The sequence below is a fragment of the Parasalinivibrio latis genome (assembly GCF_036825535.1).
GTDB classification, from domain to species: Bacteria; Pseudomonadota; Gammaproteobacteria; order Enterobacterales; family Vibrionaceae; genus Parasalinivibrio; species Parasalinivibrio latis.
On sequence record NZ_CP098813.1, the window covers coordinates 53,712 to 72,820 of the forward strand.

A 19,109-nucleotide genomic window follows, 5' to 3' on the forward strand; every position below is an offset into this window, starting at 1 on the left:
CGAAATCTATGATTTCCCAATTCCTTATTATTTTTATGGATTAATGAGGAATAACATGAGGACACCGAGTGCACATCCAACACTCTGATTTCACGCCAGTTGATTAAACATCCCTGTGCTCGAAACCTCAGTACGGCATGTTGCGGTAATAACAACGATAACATGGAGTTTCTCATGCCCTTATCACGTCGAGACTTTTTGAAGTCTGCTCTGGCGACTGCGGTTGCAGCCAACGGCCTATCCCTGTTTCCTGTAAACTTTGCCTTTGCTGACGATGTACAGAAAATACCCAGCGCTTCACACTGGGGGCCTTTTTACGCCATTGTCAAAAATGGTGAGCTAATTGGCATCCAGCCACGTGAAGACATTGACCCGCTTCCGACAGAAATGCTGATTGATGGCTTGATGAGCCGCACATTCAGTGATACCCGCATAAAGTATCCAATGGTTCGTAAGTCCTATCTTGAAAATCTTGATGGTGACACCAAACCCGAACTGCGAGGCAAAGAACCTTTCGTTCGCGTTAGCTGGGAAACCGCGCTGCAGCTCACAGCTGATGCAATTCTCCGTACGATTGAAAACAAGGGAAATCAGGGTATCTTCGACTCTTCCTATGACGGTTGGTCAAATGCAGGCCTGCTTCGCCCACCCGTTGTACAGGGCCGGTTCTTCAACCTTATCGGCGGCGCCAGCACAACAATTGGTGACTACTCTGCCGGTGCATCTACCGTTATCCTACCGCACGTTGTCGGCAACATGGAAGTCTACTCGCCTCAAACCGCATGGCCGGTTATTGAAAAACACACCGAAGTCTTTGTTCTTGTCGGCTGTGACCCATGGAAAACCAACCGAGTAGAGTTCCGTGTTGCTGACCACCAAATGCAAAGTCATTGGCTGAAATGGAAAGAAAAAGGTATCCGCTTTATTTCTATCAACCCGAAACGCACCACTACCGACCGGAACCTTGGCAGTGAATGGGTTGAAATTACTCCGGGAACGGATACTGCTCTTTTCAATGCGATGGCTTACCACCTGCATGATGTCGGCCTGGTAGACTACAAGTACTTGGAAAAATACACTGTTGGCTACCAACGCTACCTTGATTACCTCACAGGCAAAACTGACGGTACCGCCAAGACACCTGACTGGGCAGCGGCGATAACTGGTATTTCTGCAGACGAAATTCGCCAACTGGCCGAATTGTTCCGTAGCAAGAAAACCCAACTTGCTGCCGGATGGGCATTGCAGAGAGCGGACCACGGTGAAATGGTTCACTGGGCGATCATCAATTTTGCCGCTATGGCTGGCAAGATAGGTAAACCGGGCGAAGGCTTTGGTTTCAGTTGGCACTACGGTAACGGCGGTATGCCACAGTCCGGAGCCAGTCTGCCAGTTACACTGGGCCAAGGTTTTAATGCCGTAACCGCCGGGTGTCCGGTTGTAATGATTTCCGAGATGCTGAAAAACCCCGGTAAAGCGTTCACCTATAACGGTGCAACACTCAAATTCCCTGATATCAGCATGATTTACAACTCAGGGAATAACCTGTTCTCCCACCAGCAAAATCTTAATGCCCTTCTCAAGGCAATGAATGACAAGGTGGAAACTTACGTTTGCCAGGATACCTGGTGGTGTGCTTCGGCCCGGTTTGCCGATATCGTTCTCCCGGCCACGTCTGCACTAGAGCGTGATGACATCACTTCCGGCGGTACCTACAGCAACGATAAAATTTACGCCATGCGTAAAGTGATCGAGCCACTGGGTGAAAGCCTGGATGACTGGGAAATATTCCGCCGACTGTCAGCCGTTTTCCACGTTGAAGACAAGTTCACCGATGGAGGCAAAGACATGATGACGCTGCTGCATGAAGCATACGGTCGATCATCTGCAGCAGGTATCCAGTCATTTGACGCTTTCTGGGAAAATGGGGTTACCCATCTGCCTGTACCAAAAGAAGCAGACATGTGGCAAAGGCACGGCGCGTTTTACAACGATCCAGAGAAAAACCCACTGCATACACCATCCGGTAAAATTGAATTATTCAGCGAAGCTATCGCCGGTATGCACTTGCCTGACTGCCCTCCGGTACCAACTTACATGCCACCGTTCGAATTCCTCGGCAATGCTGAAAAAGGCCAACTCCATATCCTGAGCCCACACCCATGGATGCGGTTGCACTCCCAAATGGCGAATGCAGACACCAACAAATACGAATGTGTGGATGGCCGTCAGTATCTCCTGATCCATGAAGATGACGCTAAGGAGCAGGGTATTGAAGACGGGGACATTGTTGAGCTCTTCAACGACCGCGGTGCTTTACTGTGCGGAGCCAAACTGACCAACGATCTCAAACGTGGCGTTGCCTGCTTGCATGAGGGGGCATGGTTGTCGCTGGACAAATATGGCCGCTGCAACAGCGGACAAATCAATATCATCACATCAGACAAACCTTGCGGCGGGCTTAGCCAGGGAACCAGCGCCAATACCTGTCTGGCATACTACAAGAAATGTACAAACCCATGTGGCCCAAACGAAGCTTACCAACCACCGGAAACTGTCAAACCAACAGGTCCAAACGATGGAGCCAATGTATCCTTGGCTTTGCTAAACATCCAAGGCCGGGTTGCAATGCTCCATAAGAAAAAAGCTGGCAATAAGAAAGAAGAAAAAAGCCGTGGTGAGGAACTGTTCTATAGCAGTTGCACCATGTGCCACGCTGCACCAAATCCTTCGGCACATACCCGTGCGCAATGGGAAGGTATTACCAATTCCATGTTCCCGAGAGCGGGTCTTTCAGCAGCAGATCGCAAGCTGGTGCTTGAGTACCTGTACAAACATGCTGCAAAAAGCTGATTCGGCGTTCTTTTATATAAGTTGATGTTCTCCTTTAAAATTTTGCCCCGGTAACCCCGGGGCTTTTTTTATTCTTTTAATGCTAAGGTAAGACTTAAATGATTGAATTAGGCTTCAGCATTTACACTCAATATCGCCGCACCACGATTACGCGCTTATTTTCAGGCAGTTTAAACCACAAGTAAGCAATATAACCTAAAACGACATATAGGCCATGACACCTACAGCGTCACCCTCAACAAATGGAGAAAACGTCAGTGAGTAACCGCTACGGGAAACACCATACTGAATTCCGGTAGCCAGCAATGCCCCTGCCGCGACATCACGCCAATAGTGGTGATTGGATTCAACTCGGGAATATCCCACTACCGTTGCAGCCAGAAGTGCAGGAACGCCATACTTCCAGCCGTATTCAAATTGTAAGAATGCGGCCCCCTGAAAAGCAGATGATGTATGCCCGGAGGGAAATGAATCATCACCGGTACCATTAGGCCTTTGAGCATCTATTGCAGCTTTAAGAGAAAGCGTAGCGACAGCAGTATAAAGCGCGCCTTCCCCGAGACGAACCAACCCATCACCGTCACCATGAGCAATGGCAACAATCCCGGCTATCGCAGGAATTCCGAATTCTGCGATATCACCGTATTGTTCAAGGGAGGACTTGAAATCTGCTTTGGAGGGAGAGGAAAAAATGAAAAATAAGATCGTTATCGCAATATTTTTCGTCATACAACATTCCTTTGTTTCGATCAGAAAATGTCTCATCTCTGATACAACCGAACCAATAGTGTAACAAAGGCGTTGCATGTGATGCAATATTGTGCTCTCAATGCAGAGTGCTATTCCATTTGCATATGTGGGCTAAGCCATTATTAATTATGGAAATCATCGCTGACAATTTTATCAATATTTTATTTCTCTGCTTCTCTCTCCTGAGCCTGAGTAAAAATTTGTATCTGTTCCCTCTCTTTATCGGCGAGAAAGATCACGTTCCCACAGGCGCAAAAGCACAAGCCGGTCAGCGTATCAAATGCGAAATCATCTTCTTCGTGACACAGTGGGCAGTACAATGTTGGCAGCATAAGTGAAGGTCTCATTTTGTTAATTTTATATTTTTCTGTGTTCTAACATGCATACGCAAACCATGTCCAACAATGCACAAAGCCATGAGGAATTTTTCGTACAAACTGGAGATTGATCCGGAAACCTTAAGAAAGTTGTTGATTAGATTTATCAGTCGGGTCAGCTCTTTCATCACACAATGTGAGATTAAACACGCCATATTCATTGATCCAGGGCTTTGAAATGCACTAAATTAGCACGTCACTAATGTACTAGACTTGGGAAAGCAGTATTGATGAAGTCATTCAGTACAGTTATAAATTTAATGTTTTTACTATTGTGCCTATATGCCATTGCGGGCTTTTTTGGCCTGGCCCCATTACCTTTTGTAGCTTCAGGATGTAAAACCTCTGAAAGCGATATTGCCGTATCACCGGATGGAAAGTGGGAAGCTTTCCAAACAGCTAAGTCTTGTAAAAACAGACCGCAGGAAGTCCAGGTATGGCTTAGCGCCCGACATCAGGCGGATAGAACAGAACAGATTTTTTACGCCATTTACCCTTCAGACAAAGCACTGGCAGTCCAGTGGTCAGGTACTTCCAACCTCGTACTCAGTTTTCCTGACTCTGTCCGACCAACCACTAAACCCGGCAACTTTAAGGGCGTGGACGTCAACTATCGACACTCTCTATAAATACACATTTCTACCCCCCTACGCTCCGGTTTCAGCAACTTGAAGTAATTTGGGTATAAAAAAAGCGGCTCATCAGTGAGCCGCTCTGCAATGCCATCGAAGAATAGTTTACGCTTTCTTCGCATGCTCATTCAGGAATTCCAATACCAGCTTACGATCATCTTCTGACAGACCGGCGCGTGGGAACATGGAGTTGGTAATACCCTTCCATTGGCGAATGGTGTAATCACCTGGGTTTGGCGCAGCGTGACAGAGGGTACAGCTGCTGTAGAACAATTGTTCACCCTTAGATTGCTTGTGACCACCGGCTCCGCCAATTTTTTTCAGTCTCTCCCCAAGCTGGAGCGCCCACAGATCAACCGGATATTCAGCCTTCACCATCTTTGGTGGCTCATAGGCTTTATTGGCCGACTCCGGATTGGTGCATTTCTTGAAGTACGCCAGACAGGTATTGGCACTGGTGGCCTGGCTCAGGCCACTTGCAGGCTTGGCACTGGTCAGCATATTGATAGAACCTGAGTTACAGCGGCCTTTGCTGTCGAGCTGGATCCAGGCACCTTCGTGAATATAGATAACACCGCGCATTGCACCTTCGATGATACGGGCACCACCGATTAAAGCGCCACGGTCGTTATATACCTCCACCAGGTCGCCGTCTTTAATACCGCGCTCTGCGGCATCCTCTTTATTCATCATCACAGCCTGTCGGCCGTCAACACTCTCATAGGCATTGACATCAGCATTTGCCATTTGTGAGTGCAGGCGCATCCATGGGTGCGGGCTTAGTACCTGAACCTGTCCCTTCTTCGCATTACCCAGCCATTCGAACGGAGGCAACCACTTAGGAACCGGTGGACAGTCAGCAATTTTGAACGAATCAATGGTCTCGCTATAGAGCTCAATTTTACCGGAAGGTGTATGCAGCGGATGCTTTTCAGGGTCTTCGTAGAACTGACCATGGCGAACGAATGCATCAGCGTCAGCTGGTGTATCTACATGGGCAATTCCCTTTTCCCAAAACGCATCGAACTCTTCCGTTGCTGATGAGTTTGCATACGCTTCGCGCAAATGCTCCATCATGCTCTTGCCGCCGGTGTACTGGTCGTACACGTTAAACATAAAGGCAAGGCGCGAGAATATTTCATAGTCATCCAGGCTTTCACCTACAGGCTCAATGATCTGGCGCATCGCGTAGATCTTATTGTTACTGTAAGTACCACCGGAGGTGAGATCGTTGCGCTCAAGCGTTGTAGTGCTTGGCAAAACAATATCGGCATATCGGGCTGATGCACACCACCAGGCATCCTGACAGATGTAGGTGTCGATGTTTGCATTCATCGCCTCAATCAGCTCGTTGGTATTTTGCTGGTGGGAGAACAGGTTGTTGCCGGCGTTATAAATAAGCTTGGCTTTGGGGAATTTCAGGTTTGCACCGTCACGTGTGTAATCACCACCCGGTTTTTTCAGCATTTCTGAAATTAACACTACCGGACAAGTGGTAGTGATCGGGTTACGGCCCTGAGAAAGACCTATAGGCATGCGCTTGCCGGATTGTGGCATCCCGCCGTTGCCATAGTGCCAGCTGAAACCAGCACCCTCACCCGGCTTACCAATTTTACCGGCCATTGCGGCAAAGTTGATGATTGCCCAGTGAATCATCTCACCGTGATCAGCTCGCTGAAGTGCCCAACCGGCAGCCAGTTGCGTGCGCTTAGCCATAATAAGGTCAGCAAGATCAGTAATCTGCTGAGCACTCAAGCCCGTAACCTTCGCTGCCCACTCCGGTGTTTTCTCTACCCCATCTTCCCAACCGGCCAGATAGGACAGATATTTATCGAAACCAACAGTGTACTTATCGATATAGGCTTTATCATATTTACCTGATTTATACAGGTAGTAGCTCATCGCAGTAAACAACGCGGTATCAGTGCCTGGGCGAATATGAATCATATCACTACCCAGCGCTTTATCGGTTTCGGTTTGCTGCGGGTTGATCGAGATGAATTTAATGCCCTTCTTGGCGAACGCTTCCCAGTGCTTTTGCATTGAGTGGTCTGCTACACGGAATTCCACCCGGTTGGTTTTCCAAGGGTCGCAACCGATAAACACCATCAATTCAGTGTTGTCTTCAATCACTTTCCAAGCGGTCTGAGGTGAGTAAACTTCCAGATCGCCGATAATGTGTGGCAGGATAACTTCAGATGCACCAGCAGAGTAATCGCCAGCACAGGTGCTCTGACCACCAATCAAGTTAAAGAAACGACCCTGTAAGGTTTGAGGGCGCATCAGGCCGGCATGTGACCAACCGCCGTATGAAGAGCTGAAGATCGCTTCGTTACCGTGATTCTCTATCGTTTTTGCAATGGCGTAGGATACCAAGGCAATAGCAGTGTTCCAGTCGACCCGGACAAAAGGTTCTTTACCGCGAAGGTGAGGTTTGTGGTCGCCGAGTGGGTCTTCGTAGAATGATTTTCGCACCATTGGGTATTTAATGCGGGTGTCATCGTAGGTCCGGCTTAACACGCCCTTAGTCAACATTTCAGTTGGGAAAGGGTCAACGTCGTTCACTGGTTGAACACCAATCAATTTGCCATTTTTAACAACAGCCTTAAATGGGCCATAGTGAGTGGCTGAAGGGATAACTTTGGTGTCATCAGCAAATACCTTGCTGGCAGGGAATACGGTAAGGCCGTTGACTGCAATTGCCGTAGCAATTGAGCCTTTAAGGAAATTTCGGCGGGATAGTTCCATAGTTTTTATCACTGATTACGGAGGTTAAAAATCAGGTATTCATTGATTATTCAGCCAAGAAAAGCCGCTGATTTCACATGCGAAATCACAGAAACTTAAAGAATGGCTCAGGCTTCTTGCCGATTAATCAGAATGTTCTGTTATGTAATCTACTCCTGTCATTGGCAATAAAAAGCGCGCTTTTCTGATATTTAATTTTTCAGTAATGATGCATGTTAATAATTAAACCGTTTTGGAATGCACATTAGTTAACAACATCAAACCGAACCCTTAAAATATTTAAACGCCGAATTTCCTTAACAACGTTAAATTTCAGTAAACACCCCCAATCCACAGCCATTTGACCACCCACTATCCCATTGTTTTTATTTAAATCACCAACACAGCACCCATTACATCCCGAAACATTTAAGATGCCAATGAGAACCATTCCCCAGCTATCACCACGTTCAGTGCAAATTCCATCGTTTTATTTGTGTTACAATTTAACCTCATGTTTTCATGAAATTTATGATCTACTAGCACGAATTTTTATCTTTTTTATATGAATAAATATTTTTATATATTCTGTTAATAACAGCGGGCATTTTCATTCATAAAGACATGGTAAGTTGTCGCCACATCTTTTTGTGTCGTCTCTTTATTGCCCATGAGTAATAAGGATTCCCACTCATTCTGGACCGATAAAATGAAGAAGATTTGGCAGTTTCTAACTAAACCAAGCGGAAAATATTCCGTGCTGGCACTGGTTATCGTAGGTGCACTTATTGCCATCGCCGGTGTAGTCACTTTTCACGCCTCAATTGAGTTTACGTCGACAAATGAATTTTGTACTTCATGCCACACCATGAAGGAAAACTTCAACGAATATAAAAACTCTATCCACTATAAAAACGCCGCCGGTGTCCGCGCAGAATGTCGCAACTGCCATATTCCGGAAAACAACCCAATTGACTTTATGAAAGCCAAACTGGGTGGTATTGGTGATATTTATGCCGAGTTTGTTTCCGGCACTATCAGCACACCTGAGAAATTCGAAGACAACCGCCTGAGAATGGCTCAGGACGTCTGGAAAATGATGTCCGACACCAACTCTGCACCATGTAAGAGCTGTCACTCATATACTGCCATGGACCATGCCAAGCAGTCGCCAGCCGCTGCAGCAGCCATGACTAAAGCAGCTGCCAAAGACATGAACTGTATTGAGTGTCACAAAGGTATTGCACACGAACTGCCAAATATGGCCGGCGGTTTCCGTAAAACCTTCCAGAAGATGGAGCATGAATCTGTTAACGCACCTGACAGCACAACCCTGTTCTCTCTGGTAGCCAAAAACCTCTACAACGTAGACAACAAAGATTCTGCCATTCAGGGTCAGTTGCTGCCTGCTTCTGAAGTGAAGGTTCTTGAGCGCAAAAACAACATGCTCAAAGTAGAAATCACCGGTTGGATGGAAAAAGCAGGCCGCGGCCGTGTGATGACCCAATACATGGGCAAGCGTGTCTTCAAAGCAACAGTACGTAACGACGTAAAAGCATCCCAAAAAATCCTGGGTGAAGAAACTGACGCATCAACTGGCGCTGTTTGGCAGCACGTAAGTGTTCAGGCCTGGATTACTCAAAACGATATGATGAGCAGCATCCAGCCGGTCTGGGACTATGCAAAAGAGATGTACGGCTCTACCTGTAACGCATGTCATGCAGCTCCAAACCCTGCTCACTTTACTGCAAATGGCTGGATTTCAGGCCTGAAAGCGATGAGCGCCTACTACCGTCTTAATAAAAATGAAGAGCGTACCCTTCTGAAGTACCTCCAAAACCACGCTAAAGATACAGGCGGCCAAGGCCAGCACTGATCAACAGCACTTTGCACCTCTCGCCCCGGCCTATGCCGGGGCTTTTTTGTTTTCTTGCAACAGTGCACTGCCCTGTAATTCTGAGAGAGCTTTCACCTCTTTGGGAGAGTCACCAAAAAAGCGCTTAAACTCCCTGCTGAACTGAGAGGGGCTGTTATACCCTACTTCGTAACACACATTGCTCGCCTGCTGCCCTCCCGCCAACAAAGAACGCGCCTCGTGCAGCCTCAGAGACTTTACGTATTGCATCGGTGACAGTGTGGTAACCTGACGAAAGTGGTCATAGAGTGTCGAAGCACTCATATTGGCAATCGCTGCAATGGTTTCGATATCTATTGGTTTGCGAAAATTCGCTTCAATGTACTGAACCACCGGCGCAATCCGGTTCGCTCCGGCATAGTTGCTGATACAGTTTCGGAGCATATAGCCAAAGGGCCCCTTCAATACCTCGTAATAAACTTCCCTTTTCAGGTTTTGGGCAAGAATACTGCTGTCATGGTGGTGCTCGGAGACATTCACCAGACGCTCCAGCGAGGAATAAAGCCCTTCGGTCACCGGTGTAGACTGGGTGATATTCATCGGATTTCCTTGCCAGTCAGGTGCAGACTGGCGATCCATCTCAACCACCAACTGACCCACTACCAGTGGGTCTATGGATAAACTGAGTCCAAGGAAAGGGCAGTCAACGGATGCTTGAGTCACCTCAGCTTCCACAGGCATAGTTACCGTGTGAATCAGGTAGCTTTCTGGGTCATACACATGCTGCCTGTCCCCAATGTGAATCTCTTTTCTTCCCTGCACCACCACGCAAATCGAAGGCTTCAAGACAATGGGATTCGGGCCATAATTTCCTGTTGTACTAAAAAGTCGAAGTCCCTCGACATACGTTTCCACAAACTGAGATTGCTGCGTCCGTGACCGGATCTGTACAGCTAACTTCTTCTGGCTCTCCACCGGATACTCCTTGGTGCTTCGGTCTTGCAACCACCAGAATTATTACAGGAAACCAACACGTTCACTGTCTCATCTCCCCGAAATCGGAGTAATAGGCAAGTGATTCGGACGATTGGGATAGCCCAATTCTGCGGGGTCTACGATAGTAAAAAGTGCATCAAAACCATAAAGCTAATCCTCAAGGAGAGAGCAATGTCATTTACCCTCAATGTCAACGGTGTAGCCCATGAGATAGATGCCGCACCGGACACACCGCTTCTGTGGGTGATTCGTGACCACATCCAATTGACCGGAACAAAATTTGGCTGCGGACTGGCGCAATGTGGCTCCTGCACTGTCTATCTGAACGGCCAACCTATTCGTGCCTGCGTGACGCCTGCTGTCGCCGTCCAGGGCCAACAAATCACCACCATTGAAGGGTTAGAATCAAAAGCTGCACTCGCCGTCCAAAAAGCCTGGGATGCATTGGAAGTTCCTCAATGCGGGTATTGCCAGTCAGGACAAATTATGGCTGCCACCGCCCTTCTCGAACAAAATCCCAGCCCCAGTGATGACGATATTGACCTGGCAATGAATGGCAATATCTGCCGCTGTGCAACCTATGTCCGAATCCGTAAGGCGATTCACGCCGCGGCCAAAGATCTGGCATAAGGAGACCCTTACCATGCGATTTACTGAGTTTACCCCCGCGTCTCCCCGCACAAGCCGCCGCCAGTTTCTGCAAATAGTCGGATCTGTCGGTGCCGGAATGACACTGGGTATCCATATTCCAGGAGCCTCTGCAACCGAAGTGCCGGCTGATGCCGCTTTTGCACCCAACGCCTTCATTCGCGTCGGTAATGACAACGTTGTCACTGTCGTCGTTAAACACCTGGAAATGGGGCAAGGAACCATGACGGGACTGGCGACGATTGTTGCAGAGGAATTAGACGCCAACTGGAACAACGTTAAAAGTGAAAGTGCCCCCGCTGATGCGAGCCGTTACAACAACCTTTTGTGGGGACCGGCGCAGGGAACCGGTGGCTCTACCGCTATCGCCAATTCTTACCAACAGCTTCGGGTTGCCGGCGCCAGTGCCCGGAAAATGATGGTGGATGCGGCAGCAAAAGCCTGGGATGTACCAGCTTCAGACATAACAGTGTCTAACAGTGTCATTTCCCATAAAAGTTCCGGACAAAAGATGACCTTTGCCGATATCGCGCCGCTCGCCTCTATGCAGCCGGTTCCGGATCCGGAAACCCTCAGTTTTAAAGACCCGGCCAGCTATACGCTCATCGGCCACAATGTTTCCCGCAAGGACCGCGGCAAAACAACCGGACAGGCGATATTTACCCAGGACATCCAGCTGGAAGGTATGCTTACCGCAGTGATTGCACGCCCAAAAGTTTTTGGCTCATCGGTGAAAAGCCTGGATGCTGCGCAAGCGAAGGTTTCAGCCGGTGTGGTTGACATTGTTCTTCTACCCGTAGGCGTTGCCGTTATTGCGAAGGATTTCTGGAGTGCAAAAACCGGTCGGGACAAACTGGTCATTGAATGGGAAATGGAGAGTGCACTGACCAAAAGCACACCTGAGCTCTTTGATGATTTCAAATCCCTGGCGAAACAACCGGGGGCAACTGCAGCCGCACGCGGTGACCTTAGCAACGTATTGACAGAAGGTGCGAACACGGTTGAAGCGGACTATGAGTTGCCTTACCTGTCCCACGCCCCGATGGAACCCCTCAACTGCGTGGCACTGTTCAAGGGAACCAGTGCTGAATTGTGGTATGGCAGCCAGAGCCAAACATTTGACCAATTTGCTGCCGCTCAGGTATTTGGTCTGAAACCGGAACAGATAACAATCCACACATTGCTTGCCGGCGGCAGTTTCGGCCGGCGTGCAAACAAGGCTTCTGACTATGTGGTTGAAGCAAGCATGGTGGCAAAATCGCAGCCGGGCGTCCCCGTAAAAGTGGTCTGGACAAGGGAGGATGACATTCAGGCCGGTTATTTCCGCCCCATGCAATACCAGAAAATAAAAGGAGCCGTAGAAAACGGGAAGCTGGTTGGTTGGAACCATACACTGGTAGGGCAATCAATCCTTATCGGTACTCCGTTTGAGTCATTCTTAGTCAAAGACGGGATAGACTTGACCTCTGTTGAAGGTGCTGCAAACCTTCCCTACCAGATTCCCAACTTCCATGTAGACCTCCATACAGTAGATTTGCCGGTTCCGACGCTGTGGTGGCGCTCAGTGGGTCACAGCATCAATGGCTTTACAACCGAGACATTCATTGATGAATTGGCAGAAAAAGCCGGTCGGGACCCTGTCGAATTCCGGGCAGAAATGCTTACTGAACACCCTCGTCATCTCGGTGTGCTGAAATTGGCAGCAGAAAAAGCCGGCTGGGGTTCACCGCTGCCGAAAGATAAAGGACGAGGCGTCGCGGTGCACGAATCCTTCAATTCTTTTGTCGCCGAAGTGGCCGAGGTGACAGTGAAAGAGGATGGCAGCTTTACCGTCGATAAGATTGTGTGTGCCGTTGACTGTGGTGTGCCAATCAACCCCGACATTATCCGCGCACAGATGGAAGGCGGTATCGGGTATGGCTTATCTGCTGCATTGACCAGTGCGATCACCATCGACAAGGGTGCCGTTAAACAATCAAACTTCCATGACTACCAGGTATTGAGGCTCAATCAGATGCCGGAAGTGAACGTGCATATTGTACCGTCCACATTGCCACCGACCGGAGTCGGAGAACCGGGTGTTCCGCCTGTTGCACCGGCAGTTGCTAATGCCATTGCCAACGCGACCGGCGTACGAATCCGTTCACTGCCAATCGGGAACAAAGTGAACCTGCCGGCGTAACATCCGGCAGCTTTCGCTTAGTCATTGTAAACCGATAAAAAGGAGTGGCATGTGGCAAACCATTTAATGCACCTGCTGGCTCAATGGTACCCCCGGCGGGATGAGGGTGACTGGGTGTTGGGGACGGTGTATAAAACTCGCGGTCCCTGCTATCGCAAAGCTGGTGCGATGATGCTGTTCAACAACCTCGGAGAACAGTTTGGCATGCTAAGCGGGGGTTGCCTGGAATCGGACATCCAAAGACATGCACGTCGGGTTATGCAATCAGGCGACTCCACCACGCTCTGCTATGACAGCACAGATGAAGACGATCTCGCTTTTCAGCTTGGAATAGGCTGTGGCGGTACTGTGCATATCATGCTGCAACCACTGACAAGTGAATCTGATTACCTGCAGTTAGACCGAGTTTACTGCCAGTTAAAGCAACGACAGTGCGGTACTTACTATCAGCGAATGCCCGAAAAGGGAATCCGTCATAATATCGAAAACAATTTTGTTCCACACCCGTCACCGTCTGAACTTGCCATCCCCCCCTCACCAGGACTGATGCCTTGTACCGCTGTCGAAATACAAGAAGGGGATCAGCGCTGGCTTGCCACACCTGTCTCCCCGCCCCCGCACCTGTTGGTGGCCGGTGGAGGCCCGGATGCCCGCCCTCTTGTGAGTCTTGCACATGAATTGGGCTGGCAGGTAACTGTGTGGGATCCTCGCCCGGCAAGTGCCCGTAGGGAGTTTTTCCTAAACGCCGACTTCATCATCAATGGGCCATCAGCGTCTCTTCATGCATTCGCAGTGGAGAAACGCGTCGATGCCGTCGTCCTGATGACGCACAGTGTTTCGTTGGACTCACAAGCCCTGAGTACACTTAACAGCATCTCTCTTTCATACTGGGCATTGCTGGGACCATCCAATCGACGGTCGGATGTGCTCAATAGCGCTGGCCTTACGTTGGCTGACCTTCGTCAGCCTTTATCTGGCCCCGCCGGACTCGACATTGGTGCAGATCTCCCGGAATCCATCGCGTTGTCTATTCTCGCAGAATGTCACGCTGCAATGAAAAACAGAACCGCCGGTTCGCTTAGCGGAATTCTGGTGACATGAACCCGATACCGGTCAAGGATCTGGGTATATTCATCCTGGCAGCGGGACAGAGCAGCAGGTTTGGCGGTTGCAAACTTCTGGCAGAGGTTGATGGTAAACCTTTGCTCCAACATGTGATTGATCAGGTAAGTCCTCTGGCGCCCGGCGACACTTACGTGCTCTCCGGAGGCTGGCATTCCCTGATGGATCTCGCTTTCAAGGAAGGCACACTGTCCGGAGCCAAACTCTGTTATATCCCTGACTGGCAACAAGGTATGGGCAGTGTGATAGCCCAGGCTGCAGTCAATCTTGCCCCAATGTATCAGCGCATTTTAATCGCCCTTGGTGATCAAGTTGCCATTTTCGAACCCGATTTTCGGCGACTGGCGTTAGCCTCTCTGAACACTGATAAAATTGTTTGTGCAGATTACGGAGACAGGTTGGGTGCGCCAGCCATTTTTCCCCGGCAGTTTTATGTCTCGCTGTCCGGACTACGCGGTGATAAAGGTGCCAGAGTCTTGCTCAATAACAAACTGGACGTTATGGCTGTTTCACTTGCTAAAGCCAATATTGATATCGATACCCCCGGAGAACTCGAGAAATGGCGTGAAGAAACAACCCCGACAACTGACAAATAACTTTCAATCATATAACTATGTGAAACATGCCTTTCGGCGTCCTTAATGCCTGAATCTATAAAATCCCTATAAGTGAGTCATTTAGACTCAGAACTTTCAATAACACCTACGTTTTAAAACGCTATTTCAACAGACAAAAACCTCACCTAAACGCCAGAAAATCTTCCAGAGACACACAAATTGTGTGACAGATAACTCCGTTCTTAATATTGATCTTGTCAATATATTCAGCGGGGCAATAATAAACCTGATTATTTTAGTCAGGATTACGGATGATCCGCTCACGTACCCATCAACGGTTTATGGCACATATTGGCATAGTGTTATGGCTTTGCCTTGTGACCATGCCCATTGTTAATGCCCATAACCAACCCGCTGGGAGTTGGGCTTATCTCTGTACGTTCAGCGGATTCACTCTCGTCCAGATTAGTGACAGCGATCAATCAGCGTCTGAGTCACACAGCACCGGCAATCATTGTCCCGCTGCTCACGTAGTCACATATAACGATGCGCTCAACAACCGTGAATGGTACCTCCCCGAGGGAGGCAGGGTTGCCAACTCACTACCGCACCTGTTGCTAACAGCGCCTCCCTTTGCCCACCCTTTGCCACGCTCCCCACCAATAAAACTGCGTCCTTAAATTAACTAATAGCCATTTTTCAAAGAATTATGGCGCCGCCTGGGATAAGGCTGCGCCAAGGAGCGTTTTATGTCTGATGTATCCATAAACCAGCCGGTGAGTGAACGATCCCCGGCCAAGCACTTGCAACACTACATTGCCGTCTGGCGCTGGCACTTTTATTCTGGGCTGTTCGTCGTACCCTTCATGATAATGCTGTCCATCACCGGGATTGGTATGCTGTGGAGCAACTCCATCGACACGTTAATGAACCGGGAAATGTTGAAAGTTTCGGTACCGGCCAATTCTGAGCGTGTATCGCTTGTTTCTTTACAACGAGCCGTATCAGAGCGATTTCCGGATGCCACTATCCGAAAATACATCACTCCTCAAACAGAAGAGGATGCTGCTCAGTTCTCCGTAAAAATTGATAGTGCCAACCACACCGTCTTTATTAACCCTTATACCGCTGAAATCACTGGCAGCAGAAACGAAGACGGAAGTTTCTACTCGATAATGAATGATATCCACGGCAACCTATTAATCGGTGACTGGGGAGATCGCTTTGTAGAACTCTCCGCCAGTCTCGGCATCATCATGATTGTCTCAGGACTTTACCTGTGGCTTCCGCGGTCACATTCCCAGAAGCTCAGTTTTTTCAGAATTCGCATGATGTCAGGGTCACGGATTTTCTTGCGGGATTTGCATGCGAACCTTGGAGGAGCTTCTATCGTCGTTTTACTGTTCTTCCTTTTATCAGGGCTAGCGTGGACAGGCGTTTGGGGCAGTAAACTGGTACAACCATGGAGCAGTTTTCCCGAAGAGCGTTACAAAAACGTACCGGTTTCAGACATCAATCATGCAACCATGAACACAGGCAGTGTTGAAGAAGTCCCGTGGAATTTGGAACTGACAAAAATGCCTGCATCCCGCACCGGCATTGAAAATCAGTCTGGAGTACAAAACCTCGATACTGTCGCCGCACAGGCAGCCGCGTTGGGGCTGACCACTTACCGAATCAACCTTCCACTGAAACCCGAAGGGGTATATACAATTTCCGCTGCCACAATGAGTGGGGATATCAATGACCCAACCGAGGATATAACCGTACATATTGATCGCTATACCGGGGAAATCCTGGCAAATATCGGCTGGGAAGATTATAACCTGATGGCTAAAGCCATGGCTGCAGGCGTGGCACTGCATGAAGGCGGCCTTGGCACATGGAACCTTTGGGTGAATACCGTGTTTTGCCTGTTTGTACTTTTAATTGCAGTCAGTGGTGTCATCATGTGGTGGCAAAGACGGCCTCAAAATGCAAAAGGATTAGAAGCTCCACCCCGCCAGCTGGATATCAAACTGACCCGCAGTTTCCTCTTTGTGATGGTTGCCGTCTCCGTTCTGGTGCCACTTGCTGCGGTAGCGCTTATCGGATTTCTGTTGTTTGACTATCTGGTCACAAGTCGGTTTGACAAGCTACGGCGCTTACTGAATTAACTCTATATTTTTGGTATGTAGAATAGAAACGGCCCCATTTATTGGAGGCCGTTTTTCTAAAACGTATTCACAACCTCACTATTTCCCGTCAAGAAAAACAATAAGATCGTCTAAGGGCATTGGCCGAGCCATTAAGTAACCCTGTAGATAGTCACAACCGCTTTGCAACGCGAAGACACTGTCACTTTCCGTCTCTATCCCTTCCGCAACGACTTTCAAACCCAACTGTTCAGCCATAAAACAAATCACCTTAACCATGGCCTTCTGCTTTATATCTTCGCTGGCGAGAAAGAAACTCTTGTCTATTTTCACCGTGTCAAAGGGGTATTCCCGAAGATGCGTCATGGATGAATAACCTGTGCCGAAATCATCTATCGCCAGTTTGAACCCAGCTTGGGTCAGTTCACGGATTGCCTCGGGCACATTTTTCATATTGCATAAAATCATCTGCTCTGTGATTTCTATTTCTACGTTTCCAGGAGAGAATCCATTCTCAACACAGATTTCAAGCAGCTTCGAGGGAAAGTTATCGTTGTTCAGTTGCAATGGAGAAACATTTATTGCAACGCATAGCGACTTTCCGGTCTGAGCAACACAATGTTTGAGTTCTGAAAATGTCTTTCGAATCAGGTATTCACCGAGCTCTGAGATTTGGTTAGTGGTTTCGGCTATTCCAATAAACTCTTCAGGAGAAACATGTCCCAATGTGCTGTTGTGCCACCGTGCTAAAGATTCCACGCCGGAAACCTTTCCCGAGGCATTAAATACAGGCTGATAAACCACTGAAATTTCGTTGTTTTCCATTGCCTCTGAAAGACTGTTAGAAATCAACATATGTTGACGTGTCGAAATTTCCATTTCAGGGTTAAAAAATGAAATCCGGTTTCGGCCCATAGATTTACTGGCATATAAGGCGGTATCGGCCTTCCGGATTAATTCTCCCGATTCTGTCCCATCTTCAGGTGCCAATACGACGCCGATGCTGACCGACAGCTTAATAGAGGTATCGTTGATAACGTAGCCTTTGGAAAGTTCCTTTTGAACACGGTCAGCATGACGAATCACTGATTCTTTGTTCCTGAATCCTCCACATACCAACATAAATTCATCGCCGGCAAACCTGGCTACTGTATCCGTTTTACGGCTGATACCTTTTAGCCGTTCAGACACTTCAATCAGGAGGTCATCACCTGTCTGGTGCCCAAATGTGTCGTTAACCGCTTTAAACAAATCCAGGTCCACAAAAATCATCGCACAGGTCGTGCGCTCACGGAGAGCGAGGGCAATGACTTGTTCAATTCGGTCATTTAACAGCAAACGGTTTGGTAACTGAGTCAGGGAATCATGCGTGGCAAGGTGGATCAGCTTGCGTTTATCTTGCAGTTGCTCTGTCACGTCGGTAAAGGTATAACACAACCCTCCACCCTGAACATTCTTGATCCTCACACTTAAATAGCGGTTATTTTTGGTGATTAATTGGTGGACATCATGGACAGTGTTCAGGCCAAACGTCTCATCGAACATGTTTTCATGGCAGAGTTGCCAACCAAGTTCCAGTAACACATCTACCAAACGAAAATTGTAAACCGGAAGCAGTGTTTCAACGTTACCCCGCTCTTGCTTCACTAACTCCAGAAACAGAGGGTTGTTCAAGAGCAGTTTCTCGGATTCATTGACAATGGCAATTCCATGCCCAATTTCGTTGAAAACTGTTTGAAGGTAGTCTTGGATCTGCGCTTTTTCGGCTTCCGTTTTTTTGAGGCCGGTAATTTCCAGACCGGACATCAACACCCCAATTTGTTTACCATTTGGGCTGAATCTCGGGTGATACTGGATATTCATAAACCGCTTTTCATCACCGTCAGACGGAAGCTCTACCTCATAGGAGATATGTTCTCCATTTAAAGCACGCTTGAGATTCGGATAAGCCAGGTGATATACCTTGGAAGGAAGTGCATCTTCTACCGAATGATTCAGAACCTCATATCCATGTTTGCCAATATATTCGAGATAGCGTTGACTGACCACGATGTAACGTAAGTCCTTGTCTAAAACCGCAATCATGATTGGAATACTGTGAAATATATCTGCCAATAAAGGAAAACTCATAGTTTTATCAGCACTACTAGATACATCCGGCATCAGTTCCCTTCTATTCAACTCAGACCTGATTCAAGTGTAGTAGGCATGTTATAGTATTGTTAATTGATGGCCATCTTATCATTAATGAATCTCAATTACAGTCCCCAACCCA

Annotated in this window: 12 protein-coding genes; 8 read left to right on the plus strand and 4 right to left on the minus strand. The window is 48.2% G+C overall.

All coding sequences use genetic code 11. The features are described from left to right. Nucleotides 1-174 precede the first annotated feature (174 nt). Nucleotides 175-2,853, plus strand: a complete 2,679-nt coding sequence (locus NF212_RS17470) for a molybdopterin-dependent oxidoreductase (protein WP_434361906.1) — start codon at nt 175-177, stop codon at nt 2,851-2,853. Nucleotides 2,854-3,048: 195 nt separating this feature from the next. On the opposite strand, the gene NF212_RS17475 is transcribed toward NF212_RS17470, so the two are convergent. Both NF212_RS17475 and NF212_RS17480 read right to left on the minus strand, forming a co-directional pair. Further along, nucleotides 3,049-3,582 (minus strand): phosphatase PAP2 family protein, encoded by a 534-nt coding sequence (locus NF212_RS17475; protein ID WP_434361908.1) that lies wholly within the window; start codon nt 3,580-3,582, stop codon nt 3,049-3,051. 1,135 nt (nt 3,583-4,717) lie between these two features. Beyond that, the gene (locus NF212_RS17480; RefSeq protein ID WP_434361910.1) at nt 4,718-7,360 is read right to left on the minus strand and encodes a molybdopterin-dependent oxidoreductase; all 2,643 of its coding nucleotides are present in this window, start codon (nt 7,358-7,360) and stop codon (nt 4,718-4,720) included. A gap of 688 nt (nt 7,361-8,048) precedes the next feature. Here NF212_RS17480 and torC point away from each other — a divergent pair. Next, nucleotides 8,049-9,215 (plus strand): pentaheme c-type cytochrome TorC, encoded by a 1,167-nt coding sequence (gene torC / locus NF212_RS17485; protein ID WP_434361911.1) that lies wholly within the window; start codon nt 8,049-8,051, stop codon nt 9,213-9,215. Nucleotides 9,216-9,245: 30 nt separating this feature from the next. Here torC and NF212_RS17490 read toward each other — a convergent pair whose 3' ends face one another. Continuing rightward, complete coding sequence (locus NF212_RS17490) at nt 9,246-10,169, minus strand: AraC family transcriptional regulator (RefSeq protein ID WP_434361912.1); 924 nt, start codon at nt 10,167-10,169, stop codon at nt 9,246-9,248. Between the two features lie 192 nt (nt 10,170-10,361). Here NF212_RS17490 and NF212_RS17495 point away from each other — a divergent pair, with 192 nt between their 5' ends. From NF212_RS17495 to NF212_RS17520, 6 genes are all read left to right on the plus strand, one after another. Beyond that, nucleotides 10,362-10,820: a (2Fe-2S)-binding protein gene (locus NF212_RS17495; protein WP_434361914.1), complete on the plus strand. Its 459-nt coding sequence runs from the start codon at nt 10,362-10,364 to the stop codon at nt 10,818-10,820. A gap of 13 nt (nt 10,821-10,833) precedes the next feature. Next, entirely contained in the window at nt 10,834-13,020 is a 2,187-nt protein-coding gene (locus NF212_RS17500) for a molybdopterin cofactor-binding domain-containing protein (protein WP_434361915.1), read from the plus strand. 51 nt (nt 13,021-13,071) lie between these two features. After that, a complete protein-coding gene (locus NF212_RS17505; protein WP_434361916.1) occupies nt 13,072-14,121 on the plus strand; it encodes an XdhC family protein in 1,050 nt (349 codons plus the stop codon). After that, the gene (locus NF212_RS17510) at nt 14,118-14,738 is read left to right on the plus strand and encodes a nucleotidyltransferase family protein (RefSeq protein ID WP_434361917.1); all 621 of its coding nucleotides are present in this window, start codon (nt 14,118-14,120) and stop codon (nt 14,736-14,738) included. The genes NF212_RS17505 and NF212_RS17510 overlap by 4 nt, the downstream gene beginning before the upstream one ends. Before the next feature lie 272 nt (nt 14,739-15,010). Then, the gene (locus NF212_RS17515; RefSeq protein ID WP_434361918.1) at nt 15,011-15,379 is read left to right on the plus strand and encodes a hypothetical protein; all 369 of its coding nucleotides are present in this window, start codon (nt 15,011-15,013) and stop codon (nt 15,377-15,379) included. Between the two features lie 69 nt (nt 15,380-15,448). Next, complete coding sequence (locus tag NF212_RS17520; protein ID WP_434361919.1) at nt 15,449-16,855, plus strand: PepSY-associated TM helix domain-containing protein; 1,407 nt, start codon at nt 15,449-15,451, stop codon at nt 16,853-16,855. 78 nt (nt 16,856-16,933) lie between these two features. Here NF212_RS17520 and NF212_RS17525 read toward each other — a convergent pair whose 3' ends face one another. Next, nucleotides 16,934-18,964: a sensor domain-containing protein gene (locus NF212_RS17525; protein ID WP_434361921.1), complete on the minus strand. Its 2,031-nt coding sequence runs from the start codon at nt 18,962-18,964 to the stop codon at nt 16,934-16,936. Between the last annotated feature and the right edge of the window lie 145 nt (nt 18,965-19,109).

What these genes read in the sequence shown, in the direction of transcription:
- NF212_RS17495 (WP_434361914.1), top strand. Translation starts at nt 10,362, where the DNA reads ATGTCATTTACCCTCAATGTCAACGGTGTAGCCCATGAGATAGATGCC.
- NF212_RS17480 (WP_434361910.1), bottom strand. Translation starts at nt 7,360, where the DNA reads ATGGAACTATCCCGCCGAAATTTCCTTAAAGGCTCAATTGCTACGGCA.
- NF212_RS17525 (WP_434361921.1), bottom strand. Translation starts at nt 18,964, where the DNA reads ATGAGTTTTCCTTTATTGGCAGATATATTTCACAGTATTCCAATCATG.
- NF212_RS17515 (WP_434361918.1), top strand. Translation starts at nt 15,011, where the DNA reads ATGATCCGCTCACGTACCCATCAACGGTTTATGGCACATATTGGCATA.
- NF212_RS17510 (WP_434361917.1), top strand. Translation starts at nt 14,118, where the DNA reads ATGAACCCGATACCGGTCAAGGATCTGGGTATATTCATCCTGGCAGCG.
- torC (WP_434361911.1), top strand. Translation starts at nt 8,049, where the DNA reads ATGAAGAAGATTTGGCAGTTTCTAACTAAACCAAGCGGAAAATATTCC.
- NF212_RS17520 (WP_434361919.1), top strand. Translation starts at nt 15,449, where the DNA reads ATGTCTGATGTATCCATAAACCAGCCGGTGAGTGAACGATCCCCGGCC.
- NF212_RS17470 (WP_434361906.1), top strand. Translation starts at nt 175, where the DNA reads ATGCCCTTATCACGTCGAGACTTTTTGAAGTCTGCTCTGGCGACTGCG.
- NF212_RS17500 (WP_434361915.1), top strand. Translation starts at nt 10,834, where the DNA reads ATGCGATTTACTGAGTTTACCCCCGCGTCTCCCCGCACAAGCCGCCGC.
- NF212_RS17475 (WP_434361908.1), bottom strand. Translation starts at nt 3,582, where the DNA reads ATGACGAAAAATATTGCGATAACGATCTTATTTTTCATTTTTTCCTCT.